Source organism: Siphonobacter sp. BAB-5405 (assembly GCF_002872335.1).
Taxonomy (GTDB): domain Bacteria; phylum Bacteroidota; class Bacteroidia; order Cytophagales; family Spirosomataceae; genus Siphonobacter.
Genome location: NZ_NJAG01000007.1, coordinates 152,832 through 172,719, shown reverse-complemented (window position 1 = coordinate 172,719; position 19,888 = coordinate 152,832). Strand labels below are relative to the sequence as shown.

Sequence of the window (19,888 nt, the reverse complement as noted above, 5' to 3'; positions counted from 1 at the left end):
TGCGGCCTTCAAAAGTAAACAGAGAGGCACGATTGACAGCTCGCCCTTTAGCATCGCCCGGGCGCCGCCGCCGGGAATTCCAAGAATAGCTGAGGGGGGGGGTAGGGTCGGCCATCGAACTCTCCAAGGTCATTGATCGATCGTTTGTCGTTGATCAATGACCTTTTGCTTTGTCATTGGAAGATTGACTACTCGAAGATGCTTGAGTAAGGTTATACCATTCGACCATTCGAGCTAAGAGCTTTGTTAGCTTATCTCTTGATACATCATCAGAAGGATTGATGACATGAACGATCTCGAAGACGATGTGACGACTCACTATAGTATGGATGGAGTCACTGGGTAAGCCACTGACGTAAGCCTTTGCCTGATCGTTGGTACCGAAGTGTTGAAGCTTAGCCACAACACCAGGCTTAGTGGTACATACAACAAAGGCCGCACCTGGTTGTGCGGCCTCGTTATTCGTCATTAAAAATCTAGGTACTCCTCTCATGTTCTTTAATACCCCGCCTGGCGTACAGTACAAAGTGTACCTTCTCCTCTGACGCAAGGGGGTATTGGATCATGAACAGATGCTCTTCATCATCTACCTGAGCTATGTAATAGGGTACCAATAGGTTATCCCTTAGCCACTGAGGTATGTTTCTTGATTGCCAACGCTTCCCCTGCAGGAGGATCTTAGCATACGCTTTCCTACCAAGCTCTTTGCCTGTTGTGAATTGATCTTCTATCATTGGTTTGTCCGTTTTGGCCAGCTGACACTGCTGCTGCTCTTAGCACCTCAAAGGTAGACAAATATTTGACGCTTTAACGTCATTTTCCTGTCCTTTAGAGCATGGCCAGTTTAGTAGAGTTTTGAAGCCTTTTTACACTTCATTAACAATACTATGACTAAAGTTCTTAATCTTAAAACACCCATTAGTTATTACGGAGGTAAGCAAAGCATGCTCAGCGAAATCTTACCTAGGATCCCGGAGCACCATACTTACATCGAACCCTTTTTTGGAGGGGGTGCCGTCTTTTTCGCAAAGCCTCCATCTAAGGCTGAAGTGGTCAACGATATCAACAATCGGCTGATAACATTTTACCGGGTGCTCAAATATGATTTTGAAGACCTCCAGAATAAAATCGACGAGACTTTCCATAGCCGGGCACAGCATAAAGCGGCTGATCAGGAATACGACTCTGGAGAAATCGAGATAAATGACCAGCTGGCCATGGCTTGGTCCGTATGGGTGCAGACCAATATGAGTTTTAGTTGCGTGATCGGCGGCGGGTTTGGTTACGATAAAAAAGGGAGTACGGCTAAAAAAATCGCTAATAAAAAACTGGCTTTTACTCAAGCCTATCAGGATCGATTGAAAAGGGTTACTATAGAAAGCTACGATGTATTAAAGGTGATGAAAGCTTACGATGCTCCGGATGCCTTCTTTTATCTGGATCCTCCCTATGTCTCTTCAGATAAGGGACATTATAAAGGGTACAGTATGGATGACTTCCGCAAGCTTCTGGACTTTTGCTCAACAATGCAGGGTAAATTCCTTCTGTCAAGTTATCCAGAGCAACTTCTACTTGAATACCGTGAACTGTTTGCTTGGCAAAACCACGATGTCACGAAAACGCTGGCAGTTGATGGCCGTCGAAAGGAGAAGAAGATAAAAATTGAATGTTTGACGTGGAACTATTGAATTCTTACTTTAAATAAGCTTACTTTAAGTTGTCCATTATTACCTACATCTAATTCACATGGCTGTAAATCAAAAACTGTTAGTAAATCTTGATGCAATGATTGCAAGAGCTGATTTTGCTCAAGTCGATGATAATGATAATTCTTTTGAATTAATTCAAAGCATTCCAGTCAGGGATGTTTCAAGTGAAGGGATGACAGGTAATCTATTAAGAAAACCTGATTTTCAACGTGAAACTAATCATTGGACCCCTGAACAAGTAGTTTCATTATTAGAATGCTTTATCAATGGTGATTTAATTCCATCAGTTATTCTTTGGAAGTCACCTACTTATGTATTTGTAATTGATGGTGGGCATAGATTGAGTGTGTTGAGAGCTTGGACAGAGGACGACTATGGAGACGGGCCCATATCTAAAAAACTTTTCGGTGAAGCAATCTCGACAAATCAATTAAGAGCTGCAAAGAAAACAAGAGAACTGATAGCTGCAAAAATAGGCACTTATCAACATTTGAGGTCACGTTTAGCCTCTAATGATATCGACTCAAAATTATCGTCCACTTTTTCAAGAGCATTACCTGTCCAATGGGTTAAAGGTAATGCTGAGAAAGCAGAAGATTCTTTTTTTAAAATTAATACTAGAGGAACTCCACTTGATGAAGTTGAAGAATCATTGCTTAGAAATCGATTACATCCAATTCCGGTTTCCGCAAGAGCTATCATCAGAGCCGGTAAAGGGAATAAATATTGGTCTAAATTCAATCCCGAAAATATCCAAGAAGTGGAAAGGCTTGCTAAAGAATTGCATGTGAGCTTATTTGATCCGGAGGTATCAGCCCCTTTAAAAACTCTGGACTTACCATTAGGAGGTTCTAAAGGAATAAGAACTGCTTTGCAGATTTTAATAGAATTTTTGCAAATTTCGTGCATATCTAATTCTAATAAAGAAGTCTCAATCAATTATGGCGAACCTGATATTACAGGCGAGCATACAGTGCAAGTACTAAGGAGAGCAAATAAACTATCTTCAAGAATTACTGGAAATGAAAATGGAAGTTTAGGACTTCATCCGGCCATCTACTTTTATGGTCATTCGGGAATTCATTCTTCCCCTTTGTTTCTAGGTACTGCTAAATTTATAAGCGAAAAGCTTGCAAATAATGATAAAGAATTCTTTAAAAAATTCACACGTGTTCGTGCAATAATTGAACAAGCATTAATTGCACATAAAGAAATCATATCTACAATTTTGCAAAAATTTGGATCAACAAATAGAGTGAGAGCATATAGTAACTTATTGAATTCAATTTATAATCAAGCCCAGTCGGGGTCAGAAATATCAGATGAAATGTTGGTGTTTTGGGCAGGTTTGTCTGGTAAAATAGTGGTAGGTCAAGAAAAACCTACTTCTGTTAATTTTTCCAATGAAACTAAAAGTTTGGTCTTTATAAATATGGCCTTAAAGACAGAAGTTAAATGTCCAGTTTGCAATGGATATATTGATAAACAAAAATCTATTTCTTATGATCATATTTTAAGGGTTCAAGATGGCGGAATAGGAACGGTAGATAACCTTCAGATTACTCATCCTTATTGTAATCAATCAATTAGAAATTAAATTAATAGATCCTCAATTTATTGAGGATCTATTTGCTATCTTTTTCTTAAGTGAGCCGTGTCCTTTAAAATTCTCTTCTCAAGCACTTTGGCATAATGTCTCTGAGTAGTAGAAATAGAACTATGTCCTAAAATTCGGCTAACACTTTCAATTGGTACGTCATTATTAAGAAGATACATACCAGCCGTCTTTCTCCCAACGTGACTGGTTATGGCAAATTCAGCAGCCACAATAGGCTCTAAAACGTGTAAATGCCTATTGTATACGTGAATATCAGGTACAGGCAAAACGCCATCATATTTTTTTAACAGTGCTTCTGCCTCCGGCAAAAGAGGAATTAGGCAGGCTTCCGGGTTTTTCTTTCGTTGCTTGTATCGGAAAATTCTAATAATGGGTTCGCCTCTAAAATCCTTCAAGTGCTTATCCTGATTAAATTGATTCAGTTCTGCATATGCCATGCCGGTGTAGCACTGGAATAAAAAACAATCCACGACTTCACTAAGAACGCCGTTAAATTTACGGTTGCTTAATTTATCTAGCTGGGATTCATCTAAATAAACGATTGGCTTTGGTGGGTTTTGCTTTAATTCAAGCTTTGCGATCGGATTTTCGGTGGTCCAGGATTTACTCTTTGCAAAGTCAAACACCCGGCTTAAATTTTGCATGTTCTTAACTGCGTGATCATTGCCGTGCTTTTTCTTTGTCATCAGGTAATTGAAGTACTTATCAGAAAGATAGGGAGTGAACTCAATTAACGCGATATCTTTCCTTTTAAGCTCATTTTCAACGTAACCTTGCAGATGCTTTTTATAACTATACCATTTATCAATTGTCTTGTCCTCTAAGCCCTTATCAGTGCCTTGTTTTTCCTCTAAATTATCAAGGAAACGCTGGTACGTTATCAGGAGCGTAGGTACGGCTTCGTTTCCCTTTAAATATTTCAACCTGACGATATTAGCCGTACAGGGTTGACCTAGTAGGCGTAAACTATTAAAGATCTCTTTAATGTCCGTACGTATGTTTTCTAAAGTAGAATTATCCTGTTGTACTTCCCGGGATGAGCCTTTTATCTTTTGAGCCTTTGAGTCCCACTTTTCGGGTAGCACCGTCACCCCAGTGGTGAAATCTGTGGCAACTTGACCATCGATCCGGATACGAGTATAGATTTTTACAGGGCGGTTCCGATCGGTTTCAGCTTTCAGTCGGAGCTTGAAATTCACACTAAGTAGCATTCTTTTTTAGGCATGGCCGTATAGATTGGTTAAAAATGAAATTTGACTATTCAAAAAAGTCAATTCTTGAACCGCACGATACGCTGTGAATTGGTAAGGAAAATATAGGTGTACCTCTGACAATAATTTGTGCCTCTGGGAGTATCCCTTGCCTGGTCTAGTGTACCTCAATTCAGATTTCGTACCTAGAAATGTACCCTCAAATAAGTTGCTGAAAAGTAGGGTTTTGAAAGTGCCCTTAGAATTGAAAAAAGCTAGGGCAAAAAAAAACCGCTGATTTCTCAGCGGTAAGTAGGATAACAATCAATGCTAAGAGCCCCCTACAAGACTTGAACTTGCGACCTACGCATTACGAATGCGTCGCTCTACCAACTGAGCTAAGGAGGCGTTTGGTGGCACAAAGATAGGGTTTAAAAAAGGCCCTTGTCAAGCCCTGTGCCAATATTTTCTTGATTTATGGTTGAAATTTGTACAGAAAGCCCCGGTTATTCTCCGTATTTACCCCCAGTATGTAGAGTTCACCTTGCTCATCCTCACCGAAACTATACACCTGCCAGTTCGCCGGACGACTACGTGGCTGTACCACGCCCCGGGGCCAGGTTTTGCCCTTCGATTCCGTCAGATACCAGATTGGGCCCGACCAGTCGGCGAAGATGTATTTGCCCTGTAGAGCCGAAATGGCCTTGCCCCGGTAGACGAAACCGCCCGTGATGCTGATGCCTTCGCTGTGCGGATATTCCGTAATCGGATCGATGTGATTTTTGGGATCGGGGTCTTTCTCGTTAAAGGGATGATACCCCTCACGCACCCGCCAGCCGTAGTTGCCGCCTTTCGTGATGAGGTCTACTTCCTCGTACTGATTTTGTCCGACGTCACCAGCGAAAAGCCTACCATTGCTCTTGTCGAAGCTAATCCGCCAGGGGTTCCGCAGGCCATACGCGTAAATCTCGGGTCGTGCCCCCGCCTGAGCTTTGAACGGATTGTCCGCAGGAATGGCGTAAGGAGCTTTATTAACATCAATCCGCAGAATCTTACCCAGCAGCGTATTCATGTTCTGACCGTTGCCGTGCTCGCCGTGGCGGTCATTCGCTCCGCCGCCGTCACCCACGGCGATGTACAGGAATCCGTCCGGACCAAATTTTAAATCGCCGCCATTGTGGTTCGATTCCGGCTCGCTGAATTCCAGCACCAGCTTCCCAGTTTGCGGATCGGCTGCGTTTTTGTTACCCGATACCGTAAATTCCTGAATCACACTTTTGTGATTGCCGCCGCCCTGCGATCTGGCACTGTAGTACACGTAAAACTTGCCATTCTTGACGTACTGCGGGTGAAAAGCCAGTCCCAGCAGGCCGCGTTCATCGTAGCCGTTGTTTTTGATGACCACCTTAGTAAGATCCAGAAAAGGCTGGGCGACGAGTTTATTTTGATCGATGATGCGTATACGTCCGACTTGTTCGGTTACGAACAAACGCCCCGATCCGTCACCGGGTACGGCAAAGGCCGTGGGCAAATCCAACTGATCGGAAAGGAGTTGCAGTTGTACGGCAAGGGGCTTTTCAGCCTGCGTCTGCTCGGGCGACTGACAGGCTACGTACCCGCAGCTCAAGGTCAGGCTGAGTCCTAGTACAAGAAAAGATCGAAGCATAGGGTAGGAATCATTAAGTATACTTCATGGTCTAAAATAAAAATACCAGCCCCGGAAACGGCAGCCCATTTCCCGCAATAAGTCACCCGGGCGTTCTTTCCCGCTGGCCGAATTTTTTAGCCCTAAGGTTTGATCACCATCTAACGTTAACGCTATGGCAGCTACCCCAAATCAGTCGCAAACCAATCCGGATGAAACGCGTGACCTACAGCAAAGGGCTCACGAACAACTCACTGCTCAGGAACTGGAAGAAATCAGAAAACAGGGCCAACCCCTAACCGAAGCTCTCCTGCAGGAAATTTTGGAACGGCGTAATAAGTAAATTGGTAAAGCTAAAATCGTCAGTCAGGGTAGAACCGGTATGCTCAGCCGGGTTGTTGCGTTGTGATCTGTCGACGGATTTCGATCAGGGCTGTGATGTCAATCGCCGTACAGACAATGCTAACTACCCGGCCTTTCTGGTTAAATAAGGGCGTGTACGAATAGCTAAACCAGAATTCCTGCAAGCGATCACCGACCTTAATGTATACATTACCTTCGGAAGTGTGATAGGCGTTTCCCGTGCGGAAAACATCCTGAAGAATCGCCATGAAGGGCTGATCCGTAAATTCGGGTACGGCCTCGAGTAGGGGCTGACCTATAACCGAAGCCTCTTTGCCCAGGATCTGAAGCATGGATTTATTGATGGTCTCAATGGTCAGTTCCCGGCCCGCCAGGACCGCCGTGGGAGCCGGAGAATTTTCCACGATGGTACTCCAGTGGCGTCGGTTGGATTCCAGTTCCTGCCGGGCCAGTACCAGTGAGGTAATGTCCTGAATAATGCCCGAAAAACGGTAGGCATTGCCGTGCTCATCAAAGAACGCCTGTCCTTTGGCATGTACCCAGCGTAACTTGTAATCTTCGCCGCCAATGGTTCTGAATTCAATGTCGTAATCACCCAGCGACTTCGGATTTAAGGCCCAGGCGATGGCCTGATCGACGCGGGTTTGATCGTCCGGGTGAATATACTCCAACACGATCGCATAGGGAACTTCTACTTCCCGGACAAAACCGTATAACTCCCGGCATCGCTCATCCCACCAGACTTGTTTTCGTTCTAGGTCCATATCCCAGGTGCCCACCTGAGCGGCTTGCAGGGCGAACGAAAGACGTTCTAAATCGGAAAAGCGACTTTTACGTGATGGAAAAGATGGGTCACTACTCATATTGAATTGTTGCTTCTAGCACACGGAAGATAATAGGTAGGGAGCCACGCAAGAAATAGGGACGAAAATCTTTTTTGTCTATGGAGTAATAGTACTAAAAAAGCGGGTTTCGGGATGCTCAATCTTGGGGGGATTGTTTGGCAAAGGGGGATGGAAGTGTAGAAACAAGGTCCAGAGCCGCCCGCCCGCTCTGGTGGGTACGCAACGTAGCAGGAACAGCGTCGATCCTCACATACCGCTTATTAATGCTGGATGAATGAGTTCGCCCAGGCCGGAAGTCGAGTGACGCTATAAACTCTAGGAGTCCAGATTTGATTCACGCTTAATGACATCAGGGTTAGGTAGGAATGACCGCAATTCAATAAAAGCCAGACGGTATACCTGAAAGGAGAAATGCCTTTCGACTTAACACTTACAATGACCAAGAAAAGAACTAGGTAGCCGCTACGAAAGGATAAGGATACCGAAGCAAAAAAGGGGTGGCAAGGGAAAAGGAATATGGGAAATTCCTTATTTATACGTATATCGTACATTGATTCTTAAACAATGTCCACGCACATGGCAATTCCAGTTTATATTGAAGAGGTAATTACCGAAGTAAAAGTATGGCTGGTGACGCCAGACAGTATAACTCCCCAGGGCAAATTAATCGATGCGTATTACACCCGAAATCCGCCTCAGTTTGTGGAAGGAGAAACCATCACCCTGTTCGAAAACGGCAAAAAATTAAGCGGCCTGTATAACCTGGTAAAAGTGTATAAAGTCTCCAAAGCATTATCGGTATACAATGAAGAGGTAGGAGAACGAGCCCACGAAGAAAACAGAAGAGTGATGCTGGATATCGTTCTTAAACAGCTACCTCGGCAGGGGAGTAGGGTGGAGGATAATTGATAGGTGGGGTACCTGATCTACCTGCGTTTTTGGGGTTAAGGCACTGTTAAGAACAGAGGTATGGAATGGTATTACGAATCTGAGACCTGTATTGCGACTTAAAACGATAAAAGCCCTGAAAAACAGGGCTTTTATCATAGGTGGTGGCTCCGGCGGGAATGTATAGGTGTTTGAATATTAATAAGTTATGCTAGTGATTATAATAAAGTATCTGACTTGGTATCAAAATATGGTTGATAAAAATATATTTGTTGTTATAAGACGAACTAATAAATGAAAGTTAAGTATCAAATATTTGTCAGTTCTACGTTTGAAGATTTGAAACCTGAACGAGAATTAGTCATAAAGGCAATATTGGAAATTGGCCATATTCCTGTAGGAATGGAAATGTTCAGTGCTGGAAATGATGAGCAATGGAAAATTATTCAAAAGCAAATCGATGATTGTGACTATTATATAGTTATTTCTGCTCATAAGTACGGTTCAATGCATGATGGAATTAGCTATACAGAAAAGGAATATGATTATGCTTCATCAATAGGCATTCCTACTTTAGGATTCATAATAAATGATTCTTCTAGTTGGCCAAGTATTTATAGCGAATCTGATTCTATTAAGATAGATAAACTCAAAAAATTTAAGGAGAAAATAAAAAACAAGTTAGTTAATTTTTGGATAAATAAAGAGGATTTATATGCTAAAGTCTCTATTTCATTAATGAAACATTTTATAGATAACCCAAGAGTGGGATGGATTAAAGCAGATCAAGCTGCTTCCCCTGATGTGTTAAAAGAACTAGCTAGATTAAGTAAAGAAAATGCGTTATTAAGAGAACTTAATGAAAAAAAGGAAATTCAATTAAATTTCCTTAACTCGGAGTCTAAAGATTCAATAGTTAATACTTTGGAAAATCATAAAGTAGCAATTGGCTTTAGATACGATGACTCAATAGCATGGGAAGAAGTCGATGATTATAATTTTTTGCAATTATTTAATATTTTAGCTCCTGCATTAATGTCTGAAATTACAACTCAAGAAGCTGCATCTTACATAGCTAGAATAATTAAATCAAATACAAATCGAAAGTTAGTAAGTAGTTTTCCTATACCCATTAATGTAGTAAAAAATATATTATCTGATTTAGTGGTTATTGATTTAATTAAATTGTCTGTAAAAAGAAGAACTTTGAAAGATAAAAATGATTACTGGACGATAACTGAAGAAGGTAAAATGGCTTTTAAAGCTATTAGAAAGAAAATTATAAAATCACATGGGAAATATAGTTAGTTATTTAATTGAGGGTTTTTCTATTTTCGGTATTATCAGTTTTGGTTTTATTTTGACGAAATATTTGCCAAATTATTTTAATAAGAAAGGAGAAAACTTAGCTACAAAAGAAGATATCTCTGAAATTACTTTTTTAGTTGAAGATGTAAAAAAAACCTTTATTAATGAAAATGATAAATTAAAAACAAAACTTAATGTAATCTCAAATATATATATTGGATTAGCTGCAGAAGAAAGGAAAGTGATAGTCGAAGCCAATGATAGACTCTACGAGATTAGAGATCTGTCAATTAATATAGTTGGATATATTAATGATTTAAGTAGTAATAGTGAAATAGACAAAACTATTATAAAGGTCAGAGAAACGTTTTTGAATTTTTCTAATTATCAAAGTAAGCTTAATCTATATATAGACAATGAAAATATAAATAAAATGTTTTTTGATTTGAAAAATATTATGACTAGAGATATAGTTCCTCAATGTAGTGAACTCTTATACATGATTAAAACAATTAATAGCGAAGATAAATATTCTCTTGAGGAGAAAATAAAGATGCGACAGGTAGCTTTAAATAATTACAATAAAGATTTTCCTGATAAACTAAAAAAACTATACTTTTTAACTATAGAATTCCAGAAGTCATGTAGAGAATATATGATGTTAAATAAGTTAGATATTGATTAGATTTTGTCTAAATAATTTAAGCAATAATGAAATCTACTTTTGCCGGGATGTCAAATTATTCTCATCAATCTTTCGAAGACATTTTAAAAGATTTAAAATATGAATTTAATTATATAGTTAGATTTAATAATGATCTTAGAAAAAACATTTCTGAAATAGCTGTTACTGATTTTTGGAAAAAAGAAGTTCCTTATAACGTTAAATATATTTTTACTCATGCCATTAAGTTTTTCGATACGGTAGAACAGGAGCTTCGCGATATAATAGACGGATTAGAGATATGCGTAGAAATACATAATTGTAAGAGGCTTTATACGATTGGACAAACTGCTGAAAAACTTAATAGAGATATTGGGCAAGTATGGCACCAAGATTATGATAATAAAGATTACGAATCTATTTATTTTCGGCCCATAGAACGGTTGTATAATGAAACTAGAGATACCGCTGTAAGTTTAGTGGATATTGAAAATATGGCCTTAAGAATGGAAGATTTTGTAGGAAGAAAAAGAAACAGTAAAGGTGGTTCAGCAATTGAAGGAAATTCCTTTAACAATATTACTAATTCAGTTATGATAATTGGTAATAACAATTCTGTTAAAGGTGTAAATAATGTGTCTGGTAATTTTCCCGCCGTTGTTGGTGTTTAGCGTAGCGTCACCAACAATAATGATCTTAGTACCTAAAATCCATCTAATGCAGCGAAAGCTTGTAAATTTAGGAAGACAAGAGAATCTTCTTTCGAATGAAGATATAAGAGACGTTAGGATAACTAGTAATGACGAGAGCCAAGCGTAGATAATGTCAAGCCTACTATTGTTGGTGACGCTACGCTAAACACCAACAACGGTAAGCAAACAGAGCTTTTTAAAAATCGTGACTATTTTCGTGACCACAAAAAAATAATCTACTGATAATCAGTAGATTATTTTCATATAGTGGCTCCGGCGGGAATCGAACCCGCATCTAGCGTTTAGGAAACGCCTATTCTATCCATTGAACTACGGTGCCAAAAGGATATTGATTCCTGCAAAAATCTAAGGAATCTTCGCAAAAACCAATACCCTTGCCTTTTTAGTAGGAATTTGATTCCTCCAGCCAGTTCGGGAAAATCTGGAAGTGCTTGGCTTTCACCAGATCCAGCAGAGCCTGACGCAGTTCGTCAATATTCTCTTTCTTTTCCGCCGAGATAAAGATGGCTTTCGGCTTTTCCGTGTCCAGATACGTATTCTTCAGAAAATCGATCGGAGAGAAGTTACCCTCCTGAGCCTCGAATTCCATTTCCGGACTGGGCTGATACAGGTCAATCTTGTTGAAGACCAGAATCATTGGTTTATCACCGGCTCCAATTTCGGCCAGAATCTGGTTTACCACCTGAATCTGCTCTTCGTGTCCGGGATGCGATACGTCCACGACGTGCAGCAGTACATCCGCTTCCCGTACCTCATCCAGCGTCGATTTAAAGGACTCGATGAGCATGGTAGGCAGTTTACGGATGAATCCTACCGTATCCGTCAGCAGGAAGGGAATGGTCTCAATCGTTACTTTCCGTACCGTCGAATCTACCGTAGCGAAGAGTTTGTTTTCAGCAAACACTTCGGCCTTGGCCAGTCGCCGCATCAACGTCGATTTCCCGACGTTCGTGTAACCCACCAGGGCTACGCGTACCATCTGCTCACGGTTCTTGCGTTGGGTGACGGCCTGACGGTCGATACGGGCCAGTTTGTCCTTCAGAAAGGCAATCCGGTCGTTTGCAATCCGCTTATCCGTTTCCAGCTCTTTCTCCCCGGGACCCCGCATCCCCACACCCCCGCGTTGCCGCGATAAGTGGGTCCACATCCGGGTTAGTCGGGGCAATACGTACTGTTGCTGAGCCAGCTCTACCTGCGTACGGGCCTGAACGGACTGGGCACGCATGGCAAAAATGTTCAGAATCAGCAAACTCCGGTCGATGATCTTGACTTCCTTGTTCCGTTCCTGGAAAGCCGTTTCCATGTTACGGATCTGGCGGCCCGTCAGATCATCATCACAAATAATCAGATCAATACCCTGGTCAATGACGTAAGCCATCACGTCCTCAAAGCGGCCTTTGCCTAAAAACAAATTCAGGTCGGGGCGTTCGAGGCGTTGGACAAACGTTTTAACCGTCTTCACGCCCGCCGTTTCAGCCAGGAATTCCAGCTCAGCCAGATATTCACGGGTCTGATCTTCGGTTTGTTTAGGCGTAACCAGGGCGATCAATACCGCCGTTTCTATGTCTTTTTCAGTGCTAAACAAAACTATACTTGGGTCTTAGTGTAGAAAGTGGGGACTAGCATAGGAAGAATAAAAAGGTGTACCTTCCTACTCCGGACTCACCGCGTACGTGAGGCTAAACCAGCTTTCTACGGAATGATAAAAAGAAAGAAATAGGACGTCCCTAGTCGACAAAAAGATGATACGTTGCAGCTAAAATCACGATGGAACAGAATGATATATAAGGTTGTTCAGTAGAGTAACACGAGAAATCGATTACTCAGTTCATACTCAGGCAAAATTAATGAAAATAAGCCAAGGAACCAGTGATTGGCGTACGATGCTGGTTCCCGGTCCTGAGAAATGCGAACGGATGCCTGTTAAAGCCTAATCTTTTTACGTACTTTGCCCGACTGATCATTGCTTTTACATGAAAGTTACCGAATACATCCAGCAAGCGAACGGAAAAGCTCTTTTTTCCCTTGAAATCATTCCCCCTCTTAAAGGCCAGAGTGTCACTGAATTGTTTGATACGATTGAACCCCTGATGGAATTTAAGCCACCTTTCGTGGACGTAACCTATCACCGGGAAGAACTCATCGAAAAACGCCATCCCAGCGGATTGATTCAGAAAGTACCCGTCCGGCGGCGGCCCGGCACGGTGGGCGTGTGTGCCAAGCTCATGGAGCGGTTTAAGGTAGACGCCGTGCCCCACGTCATTTGTGGCGGCTTTACCAAAGACGAGACGGAAGATTTCCTTTACGACCTGCATTACCTGGGGATCAATAACGTACTTGTTCTACGCGGCGATCCGGAGAAGTCGGCGGGGGTATTCAAGCCGAAAGAAGGCGGCCACGCCTATGCGACGGAACTGGTAGAGCAGGTGGTAGACATGAACCACGGACGTCTGCTGCACGAAGAAACGGAGGCTCAGCCGACGAACTTCTGCATTGGTGTGGCGGGGTATCCGGAAAAGCACTTCGAAGCTCCGAATCATAGTAATGATCTGCGGTACCTGAAGAAAAAAGTGGAACTGGGAGCGGAGTACATCGTAACGCAGATGTTTTTCGATAACCAGAAATACTTTGATTTCGTGAAGCGTTGCCGGAAAGAGGGCATTATGGTACCCATCATTCCGGGCCTGAAACCCATTTCAACCAAGAAGCAACTGACGGTACTGCCCCGCATTTTCCACCTGGATTTCCCGGAAGAGCTGGTACATGCCGTAGAAGCCTGTAAGTCGGACAAGGAAGTACGCGAAGTAGGAATTGAGTTCGGTATTCAGCAGTGCAAGGAATTGCTGGACTTCGGTGTGCCCGTTCTGCACTTCTACACCATGGGTAAATCGGACTCCGTACAGCGAATCGCCCGGGCGGTGTTCTAAACGACTGAATCGATTGAGGAGCATTCGGATAAAAATAAAGCAGCGTATCTGACCCGTAAAGGACGTAGATACGCTGCTTTTGGTAAAGGACAGACTAGGACCAAATGCTCTGTGCTTCCGTTTTGATCAGAGCCAGAGTTTCCTGCCAGACTTCGGTTGGACGACCATTGGAGAGTTCGCTGATCTTACGAGCCAAATCAAGGGCTGGAGCATCCGGGGCTATTTCGGAAGCCGCCCGGTTGACGAGTGCGGTAAGTTCCTGCGTCGTCAGTCGAATGCGTTCCCAGCTTTCCGGGCGGATGTACAACTGCTGAGCGGCATTATGCTGGAACTCCTGTCGTATTTCGGCGACCAGTAACTGTTGCAGATCCAGAGAGCTAAAGGCCTGACCCGCGTTCCGAATGAGTAAATTGCTGGGACTGATCCGTTCGAGAAATAAGCAAAGTCGTTCGTACGCCTGTAGTCGCAACGGTAGTACCACTTTCAGCGACTCCAGTTTAGCATCCTGTTGTTGTTCGATCAGCTGTTTGTTCAGGAAAGCTTTTATCGATAAATAAAACGCGTATAAAACCAGGGCAGCGGGTAAGACTACTTTAAGCAGATCACTAAAAAGCGTTTGCATAGAAAAAGAACGTAGTGAATTAAAGTACAAATTTTAGGGTTACGAGGATACTTTACCGGGCTTTCGGAACAAAAAGAGTCGAAAGAACACGTATATTAACGTTCAAAAGTAGATAATTGAGCGGCGAATCACCGCATTTTTAGCCAATGATCACGCAGGAAATTGTTCCCATTTCATTTACGCAGTCGGCACAGGAGCAGATACGGGCCATTATTGAAGACAAAAAACTACCTGAATTTTATGGGCTGCGGGTAGGACTGAAGGGGGCTGCCTGCGGAGCTTCGTTTTTGCTGGGATTTGATACGAGAACGGACCACGACGATCAGTTTACCGTAGCCGATATTCCCGTGTACGTCGATCGGCGGCACCTCATGTATGTAATCGGACTAACCATTGATTTTGACGCCGAGGGGGAGGGATTCGTCTTTCAACCGAAAGCGTAATTCTTTCGGTGCTAATGACAGGAAAATCCTGACGGATAAAGAGTACTGGAGAGCTGGTCGACTTATCAGCCGGAAACACTCAGGAAAGGTTTGACCTCTTGTACTTGTAAACCCTCAAAGCCCGGCCAAATGACTGGCCGGGCTTTTAAATAGAAAAGGGTAAAGACTACTTTACGCCTTCAACTTCGTCTTCCACCTTTACGTGACCCCAGTTTTCACCCGAACGAATCCGGTTGAGCTGGGTATGCGTAATGCCGAATTGTTTAGCGATCATTTTCAGACGATTTTTGTCGCTTTTCAGCATCTTCTTGATCATGATTACTTTACTCTCGGTAAGCTTATAATTTTTAGTTCGTTTGGGGCGAGGTTTCTCCTGGGGGTTCGTCCGGTGGTGTTCGGTCATTTCGTCCCGCGTCACCCATTTCAGGTTTTCCCAATGGTTATTCAGCTTGTCGTGATCCTGGTGGATAATAAATTTATGATCAGCAGAAGGCCGATTCACAAAAAAATCAGCAACCAATCGATGCAGGTAACGGTTGATCACCTTACCTCCTCGTATCCGGATATTCAGGGAACGGTAACCCTGAATGATCGATCCCTTGATGATGTCACCTTCGGGATCATTCTGAAAGCTACGAAGCCTTCCATAATTCGATACTTCGTAACGGGGGGGATTTTCAACACCCTCAAAAGGGATTTCAATCCACTTTTCATTCCAAAAACTACTTGATTTCTTCTCGCTCATGGTTAATTAATTAACTTCCGGCAAGTACGGTTGACGGGTTAACTCAGACTTAAGACTTGATATTAGGTTCCGGGCGGGCGGTGAAAGAAGAGTTTAAAACAGAGTAGATGGTAAAGTTTTTTTACGCATCTCTGCAAAACCAAAGCCGAATGTAGAAAAAAATTCGGATTTTTCTTTCATACCAAATGTTAATAAAATTAAAATTTTAATGAAAACTTTAATCGTAGGAGCATCGACTCATCCCGGAAGATACGCGTATCTAGCAGCCAATCGACTGCTGAGCTACGGACACGAAATTGTCCTACTAGGTAAAGAGAACGGAGCAGTAGCTGGATACCCTATTCTGCACGGAAAACCCGAACTTGAGGATATTGATACCATCACGTTGTACATTAATCCTACCCGGCAGCCTGAACTCTATGACTATATGCTCAGCCTGAAACCCAGGAGGATTATCTTTAACCCAGGTACAGAAAATTCCGAATTTGAGAAAATGGCGGAGGAGCAGGGCGTAATAGCTCTGCAGGCCTGTACGCTCGTAATGCTGGGTACGGGGCAGTATTGATCATTGGAAAGTATTGATATAAAAGTTTTGGGGTAAAATTTAAAATAAATGTAAAAAAAAAGATGATACGGTAAAATTTAGGGGGTAACTTTTTTAAAACTTTGCTTAAATTCTAAAAAGAAGTTAGGCATATTAAAGCTGTAAACTACTCTTCCTACCCGAAGGTTTGTACTCACCAGCGAATCAGGGCAGCACCCCAGGTAAAGCCACTTCCAAAGGCCGCCAGGCAGATCAGCTGTCCTGGTTTCACACGTCCGGATTCCCAGGCTTCCGTCAGGGCAATGGGTATGGAAGCGGCGGTCGTATTTCCGTATTTCTGGATATTGTTAAAGACGCGGTCTTCGGGCAAACCCAGATTCTGACGAACGTACTCAGAGATACGTAGGTTGGCCTGATGGGGTACCAGCAAATCGATATTTTCAGGTTGTAAATGATTGGCTTTCAGACTTTCAAGGATTACTTCAGGAAAGCGTACCACCGCATGTTTGAATACCGTATTGCCCTGCATGTACACTTCCATTTCGGACGGATTTTTCATCGCCGAATCGTACCACCGACCTTCTCTACTGCTCCCCGGACCTTTGACCATTAACTCTTCGGCAAAGGTACCATCGGCGTGGAGATGCGTAGAAAGAATTCGGTGTTCGGCATCTTCCGTGGCCTGAACGACCGCAGCACCGGCACCATCACCAAAAATGACGGCTACACTCCGGCCTTCGGTCGTTGGATTCAGGAAAGAAGACTGAATTTCAGAGCCTACAATCAGAATGGTACGGTACATACCCGAGCGAATGTACTGATCGGCTACGGACAGTGCGTACACAAAACCCGAGCACTGATCCCGGATGTCGAGCACGCCTACGCCCGTCATCCCCAACTCGCGTTGCATGGCAAAACCCGGTCCCGGAAAATAGTAATCGGGAGTAATGGTTGCGTAGATAATAAAGTCTACGTCCGTTGCAGCCACGGCGGCACGCTCCAGGGCCTGGCGGGCGGCCTGGGCAGCCATGCTGGCATTGGTATCTTTTCCGGGAGTAAAGTAGCGACGTTGACGAATGCCGGTACGTTCCACAATCCAGGCATCTGAGGTTTCAAAACGTTGTTCCAGGTCCTGGTTGGTAACAACGTTTTCGGGCACGTAAAAGCCTAATCCGGTAATCTGAGCGTAAGGCATACAAAAAAAGTAAGGCCGTAAATTAGGATTTTGTTGTTGAAAAATGTAATTAATTTTTCACGGAACTGGGGATTGCAAAAATGCCAAAGCCCGAACATCCGGTCCGAGCTTTGGCAGATTTTTCTCCCAGTGATTCCGAAACGGACGCTATTGTCTTAGGAAACGGGATTTAATCGGTTATTAATCAGTGACAAGAGAATGTACAGGGCAATGATGGGAGGCATGGCGGCAAAATTCAACAGAATCACCAGTACCGCCGAAATGCCGATAAAGAGATACTTGATTTCGTTGCCTTTCCAGCCGAAGCCTTTGAACTTCAGGGCAAACAAGGGCACTTCCATCACCAGTAAAAAAGACATCAGAAAGCTGAAAACAATCAGATAATTGGCATTCAGGATATACGGAGCCCAGTCTTCGTGTTGCCGCAGAATGACCGGAATGGAAGCAATGAGAAAGGCATTGGCGGGCGTCGGCAGGCCAATGAAACCCGAGGTCTGCCGTTCATCGATGTTGAATTTTGCCAGCCGCAGTGCCGAGAACACGGCAATCACGAAAGCAAAGTAACACTTCCAGATACTGGGTAGATCGGGAACACTATCCAGTATCAGGTGATAAATAATGATGGAAGGCAGTACGCCGAACGTGACCATGTCGGCCAGCGAATCGAGTTCCTTGCCAATGGCCGAACTGGCCTTCACCAGGCGGGCTACAAAGCCATCGAAGAAATCGAATATACCGGCAATGACGATCAGGTACGAAGAAAGTAGCAGATCGTTGTTGAAAGCCGCAACAATGCCTACACAGCCGCAAAGCAGGTTACAGCAGGTCATGGCATTGGGAAGGTGCTTGAGCATACGAGAAAAATTAGCGGGTTAAGCGTACTGTCCGTTCTGACCTACGTAGGGGTTTTCCAGGCGTTCGCGTCCGATTGTGGTAGCGGGGCCGTGACCGGGGAATACCTCCATTTCATCGTCCAGCGTAAACAGTTTATGTTTAATACTGGAAATAAGGTCGTCGAAATTGCAGCCCGGAAAATCCCAGCGTCCAATACTACCGTGGAAAAGTACATCACCGCTGATACATAGATTCGATTCGCGATTGATGAACGCTACGTGCCCCGGAGCGTGTCCCGGTACGTGGAGAACTTCCAGTGTTGTATCACCAAAAGTTACGGGTACGCCTTCTTCGAGCCAGGCATCGGGTTCGGCTTCTTCGTAATCAAAAATGCGGTAGGAGGGAGCCCGGACTGCTACAGATTTTAAAACCGGTACATCAAGCGGATGCAGGTAGTACGGAACGCCGTACGTTCGCTTCACAAACGCATTCCCCAGCACATGATCGACGTGGGCGTGCGTGTTGAGCAATTTGACTACCTTCAGGCCTTCGTCGGAAATAAATTCAGTTAACTCTTCCCGTTCCTGACGATCCGAGCAGCCGGGATCAATAATGACGGCTTCCTTCGTATCATCCCAGAGAACGTACGTATTTTCCTGAAAGCCATTGAAGGTAAACACTTGTAAGTATAGCATTTTCTATGAATTCGTTTGAAGGAATAATGTGTTTGAGGAGGTTTGAATGTAATTGGAGTACGTTTGAAAGGTTTAAGGGTTGCGTAAGAAAGGTTTAACCTATTGCTTCAAACCCTGAAGGGGTTCAACGTCAGTAACCAGGGGTACAACCCCTGGACCACCTTCTTAAACCTCAAACCCAATCAAACCTTAAACTCTAACCACCACCCTAATTTCCCAAAGCAAACATCGTCGGTTTTTTGTGCAAATCGGGCTTATGCTCCCGCCAGTATTGAATGGTTTGGGTTTGAATAAACTCGTCTTCCGCCGTTAGGTTCGAACCGATGCACAGGAGCGTTTGCGGCTGGCAGCTGCGTAAAAGCTCGTCGAGCAAAGCTCCGTTCCGATACGGTGTTTCCATAAAAAGTTGGGTCTGTCCGCTACGGGCATCTTTTTCCAGCTCACGCACCCGTTTGGCCCGTTCGCCCTTGTCAATGGGCAGGTACCCGTGAAACGCAAAAGACTGTCCGTTAAAACCCGATCCCATCAGCGTGAGCAGAATGGAAGAAGGCCCTACCAGCGGAGCCACCCGCAATCCCGATTCATGAGCCAGACGTACCGCCACCGCTCCGGGATCGGCAATGCCCGGGCAACCCGCCTCGGACAATACACCGATGTCTTTGCCCGGGCATTGCCGCAGTTGTTGGCGGGTTTCCTGCACGGGCGTGTCCTTGTGTAGCTCGAAGAAGGTAAGGTCTTCAATTTTCCTGCCCGTTTTTAATTCTGAAATAAACCGCCGGGCGGTACGCAGATTTTCCGCGAAGAAAACGTCCGTACGAAGAATGACTTCACGGATTTGCGGACTCAATACAGCATCAGCCGTACCCGGAGCCAGCACGGTGGGAATCAGAAACAGAGTGGCCCTAGAGCCGGATCCTTGGGTATTCATTTCGTTATAATT

20 protein-coding genes and 2 tRNA genes are annotated in these 19,888 nt (G+C 43.7%); 10 read left to right on the top strand and 12 right to left on the bottom strand.

Going from position 1 to position 19,888, the window contains the following annotated elements; all coding sequences use genetic code 11:
• Positions 1-887: 887 nt before the first annotated feature.
• Entirely contained in the window at positions 888-1,688 is an 801-nt protein-coding gene (locus tag BWI97_RS07100) for a DNA adenine methylase (RefSeq protein ID WP_102200507.1), read from the top strand.
• Between the two features lie 58 nt (positions 1,689-1,746).
• Positions 1,747-3,306, top strand: a complete 1,560-nt coding sequence (locus tag BWI97_RS07095; protein ID WP_102200506.1) for a DUF262 domain-containing protein — start codon at positions 1,747-1,749, stop codon at positions 3,304-3,306.
• Between the two features lie 35 nt (positions 3,307-3,341).
• On the opposite strand, the gene BWI97_RS07090 is transcribed toward BWI97_RS07095, so the two are convergent.
• From BWI97_RS07090 to BWI97_RS07080, 3 genes are all read right to left on the bottom strand, one after another.
• Complete coding sequence (locus tag BWI97_RS07090) at positions 3,342-4,526, bottom strand: site-specific integrase (protein ID WP_158242706.1); 1,185 nt, start codon at positions 4,524-4,526, stop codon at positions 3,342-3,344.
• Positions 4,527-4,852: 326 nt separating this feature from the next.
• A tRNA-Thr gene (locus BWI97_RS07085) sits at positions 4,853-4,925 on the bottom strand.
• A 67-nt stretch (positions 4,926-4,992) separates the two neighbouring features.
• Positions 4,993-6,183, bottom strand: coding sequence for a sorbosone dehydrogenase family protein (locus tag BWI97_RS07080; protein WP_102200504.1), 1,191 nt, complete (start codon positions 6,181-6,183; stop codon positions 4,993-4,995).
• Between the two features lie 154 nt (positions 6,184-6,337).
• Between BWI97_RS07080 and BWI97_RS27610 the strand changes: the two genes are divergently transcribed.
• Positions 6,338-6,505, top strand: coding sequence for a hypothetical protein (locus tag BWI97_RS27610; RefSeq protein WP_158242705.1), 168 nt, complete (start codon positions 6,338-6,340; stop codon positions 6,503-6,505).
• A gap of 43 nt (positions 6,506-6,548) precedes the next feature.
• On the opposite strand, the gene BWI97_RS07075 is transcribed toward BWI97_RS27610, so the two are convergent.
• Entirely contained in the window at positions 6,549-7,388 is an 840-nt protein-coding gene (locus tag BWI97_RS07075) for a PAS domain S-box protein (RefSeq protein ID WP_102200503.1), read from the bottom strand.
• Between the two features lie 558 nt (positions 7,389-7,946).
• On the opposite strand from BWI97_RS07075, the gene BWI97_RS07070 reads away from it, so the two are divergent.
• From BWI97_RS07070 to BWI97_RS07055, 4 genes are all read left to right on the top strand, one after another.
• Positions 7,947-8,279 (top strand): hypothetical protein, encoded by a 333-nt coding sequence (locus BWI97_RS07070; RefSeq protein ID WP_102200502.1) that lies wholly within the window; start codon positions 7,947-7,949, stop codon positions 8,277-8,279.
• A gap of 273 nt (positions 8,280-8,552) precedes the next feature.
• Positions 8,553-9,566 (top strand): DUF4062 domain-containing protein, encoded by a 1,014-nt coding sequence (locus BWI97_RS07065; RefSeq protein ID WP_102200501.1) that lies wholly within the window; start codon positions 8,553-8,555, stop codon positions 9,564-9,566.
• The gene (locus tag BWI97_RS07060; RefSeq protein ID WP_102200500.1) at positions 9,550-10,251 is read left to right on the top strand and encodes a hypothetical protein; all 702 of its coding nucleotides are present in this window, start codon (positions 9,550-9,552) and stop codon (positions 10,249-10,251) included. Before BWI97_RS07065 ends, BWI97_RS07060 begins: the two co-directional genes overlap by 17 nt.
• 26 nt (positions 10,252-10,277) lie before the next feature.
• Positions 10,278-10,901: a hypothetical protein gene (locus BWI97_RS07055; RefSeq protein ID WP_102200499.1), complete on the top strand. Its 624-nt coding sequence runs from the start codon at positions 10,278-10,280 to the stop codon at positions 10,899-10,901.
• 289 nt (positions 10,902-11,190) lie between these two features.
• Here BWI97_RS07055 and BWI97_RS07050 read toward each other — a convergent pair.
• A tRNA-Arg gene (locus BWI97_RS07050) sits at positions 11,191-11,262 on the bottom strand.
• A gap of 63 nt (positions 11,263-11,325) precedes the next feature.
• Positions 11,326-12,528: a GTPase HflX gene (gene hflX, locus BWI97_RS07045; RefSeq protein WP_094810972.1), complete on the bottom strand. Its 1,203-nt coding sequence runs from the start codon at positions 12,526-12,528 to the stop codon at positions 11,326-11,328.
• A gap of 388 nt (positions 12,529-12,916) precedes the next feature.
• On the opposite strand from hflX, the gene metF reads away from it, so the two are divergent.
• Complete coding sequence (metF, locus tag BWI97_RS07040; protein WP_102200498.1) at positions 12,917-13,870, top strand: methylenetetrahydrofolate reductase [NAD(P)H]; 954 nt, start codon at positions 12,917-12,919, stop codon at positions 13,868-13,870.
• Positions 13,871-13,964: 94 nt separating this feature from the next.
• Here metF and BWI97_RS07035 read toward each other — a convergent pair whose 3' ends face one another.
• Positions 13,965-14,492: a hypothetical protein gene (locus BWI97_RS07035; RefSeq protein WP_102200497.1), complete on the bottom strand. Its 528-nt coding sequence runs from the start codon at positions 14,490-14,492 to the stop codon at positions 13,965-13,967.
• Positions 14,493-14,638: 146 nt separating this feature from the next.
• Between BWI97_RS07035 and BWI97_RS07030 the strand changes: the two genes are divergently transcribed.
• On the top strand, positions 14,639-14,935 hold the full coding sequence (locus BWI97_RS07030; RefSeq protein WP_094810978.1) for an iron-sulfur cluster assembly accessory protein: 297 nt from the start codon (positions 14,639-14,641) through the stop codon (positions 14,933-14,935).
• 166 nt (positions 14,936-15,101) lie between these two features.
• Here the strand turns inward: BWI97_RS07030 and BWI97_RS07025 are convergent, their stop codons facing one another.
• Positions 15,102-15,680: an NUMOD4 domain-containing protein gene (locus BWI97_RS07025; RefSeq protein WP_094810980.1), complete on the bottom strand. Its 579-nt coding sequence runs from the start codon at positions 15,678-15,680 to the stop codon at positions 15,102-15,104.
• 208 nt (positions 15,681-15,888) lie between these two features.
• Between BWI97_RS07025 and BWI97_RS07020 the strand changes: the two genes are divergently transcribed.
• Positions 15,889-16,245 (top strand): CoA-binding protein, encoded by a 357-nt coding sequence (locus tag BWI97_RS07020; protein ID WP_094810982.1) that lies wholly within the window; start codon positions 15,889-15,891, stop codon positions 16,243-16,245.
• 172 nt (positions 16,246-16,417) lie between these two features.
• On the opposite strand, the gene BWI97_RS07015 is transcribed toward BWI97_RS07020, so the two are convergent.
• The 4 genes from BWI97_RS07015 to BWI97_RS07000 form a co-directional block, all read right to left on the bottom strand.
• Positions 16,418-17,419, bottom strand: coding sequence for a 3-oxoacyl-ACP synthase III family protein (locus tag BWI97_RS07015; protein ID WP_094810984.1), 1,002 nt, complete (start codon positions 17,417-17,419; stop codon positions 16,418-16,420).
• A gap of 155 nt (positions 17,420-17,574) precedes the next feature.
• On the bottom strand, positions 17,575-18,273 hold the full coding sequence (gene pssA, locus BWI97_RS07010; RefSeq protein WP_094810986.1) for a CDP-diacylglycerol--serine O-phosphatidyltransferase: 699 nt from the start codon (positions 18,271-18,273) through the stop codon (positions 17,575-17,577).
• Between the two features lie 18 nt (positions 18,274-18,291).
• The gene (locus BWI97_RS07005) at positions 18,292-18,948 is read right to left on the bottom strand and encodes an MBL fold metallo-hydrolase (RefSeq protein ID WP_094810988.1); all 657 of its coding nucleotides are present in this window, start codon (positions 18,946-18,948) and stop codon (positions 18,292-18,294) included.
• Positions 18,949-19,156: 208 nt separating this feature from the next.
• Positions 19,157-19,876, bottom strand: a complete 720-nt coding sequence (locus BWI97_RS07000) for an SAM-dependent methyltransferase (RefSeq protein WP_102200496.1) — start codon at positions 19,874-19,876, stop codon at positions 19,157-19,159.
• Positions 19,877-19,888: the final 12 nt, after the last annotated feature.

Excerpts from the sequence above, each read along its gene's own strand:
- BWI97_RS07075 (WP_102200503.1), bottom strand. The coding sequence starts at position 7,388 with ATGAGTAGTGACCCATCTTTTCCATCACGTAAAAGTCGCTTTTCCGAT.
- BWI97_RS07065 (WP_102200501.1), top strand. The coding sequence starts at position 8,553 with ATGAAAGTTAAGTATCAAATATTTGTCAGTTCTACGTTTGAAGATTTG.
- pssA (WP_094810986.1), bottom strand. The coding sequence starts at position 18,273 with ATGCTCAAGCACCTTCCCAATGCCATGACCTGCTGTAACCTGCTTTGC.
- BWI97_RS07015 (WP_094810984.1), bottom strand. The coding sequence starts at position 17,419 with ATGCCTTACGCTCAGATTACCGGATTAGGCTTTTACGTGCCCGAAAAC.
- BWI97_RS07060 (WP_102200500.1), top strand. The coding sequence starts at position 9,550 with ATGGGAAATATAGTTAGTTATTTAATTGAGGGTTTTTCTATTTTCGGT.
- BWI97_RS07030 (WP_094810978.1), top strand. The coding sequence starts at position 14,639 with ATGATCACGCAGGAAATTGTTCCCATTTCATTTACGCAGTCGGCACAG.
- BWI97_RS07025 (WP_094810980.1), bottom strand. The coding sequence starts at position 15,680 with ATGAGCGAGAAGAAATCAAGTAGTTTTTGGAATGAAAAGTGGATTGAA.
- BWI97_RS27610 (WP_158242705.1), top strand. The coding sequence starts at position 6,338 with ATGGCAGCTACCCCAAATCAGTCGCAAACCAATCCGGATGAAACGCGT.
- BWI97_RS07055 (WP_102200499.1), top strand. The coding sequence starts at position 10,278 with ATGAAATCTACTTTTGCCGGGATGTCAAATTATTCTCATCAATCTTTC.
- BWI97_RS07035 (WP_102200497.1), bottom strand. The coding sequence starts at position 14,492 with ATGCAAACGCTTTTTAGTGATCTGCTTAAAGTAGTCTTACCCGCTGCC.
- BWI97_RS07020 (WP_094810982.1), top strand. The coding sequence starts at position 15,889 with ATGAAAACTTTAATCGTAGGAGCATCGACTCATCCCGGAAGATACGCG.
- BWI97_RS07095 (WP_102200506.1), top strand. The coding sequence starts at position 1,747 with ATGGCTGTAAATCAAAAACTGTTAGTAAATCTTGATGCAATGATTGCA.
- BWI97_RS07100 (WP_102200507.1), top strand. The coding sequence starts at position 888 with ATGACTAAAGTTCTTAATCTTAAAACACCCATTAGTTATTACGGAGGT.
- BWI97_RS07070 (WP_102200502.1), top strand. The coding sequence starts at position 7,947 with ATGGCAATTCCAGTTTATATTGAAGAGGTAATTACCGAAGTAAAAGTA.
- metF (WP_102200498.1), top strand. The coding sequence starts at position 12,917 with ATGAAAGTTACCGAATACATCCAGCAAGCGAACGGAAAAGCTCTTTTT.
- BWI97_RS07000 (WP_102200496.1), bottom strand. The coding sequence starts at position 19,876 with ATGAATACCCAAGGATCCGGCTCTAGGGCCACTCTGTTTCTGATTCCC.
- BWI97_RS07005 (WP_094810988.1), bottom strand. The coding sequence starts at position 18,948 with ATGCTATACTTACAAGTGTTTACCTTCAATGGCTTTCAGGAAAATACG.
- BWI97_RS07080 (WP_102200504.1), bottom strand. The coding sequence starts at position 6,183 with ATGCTTCGATCTTTTCTTGTACTAGGACTCAGCCTGACCTTGAGCTGC.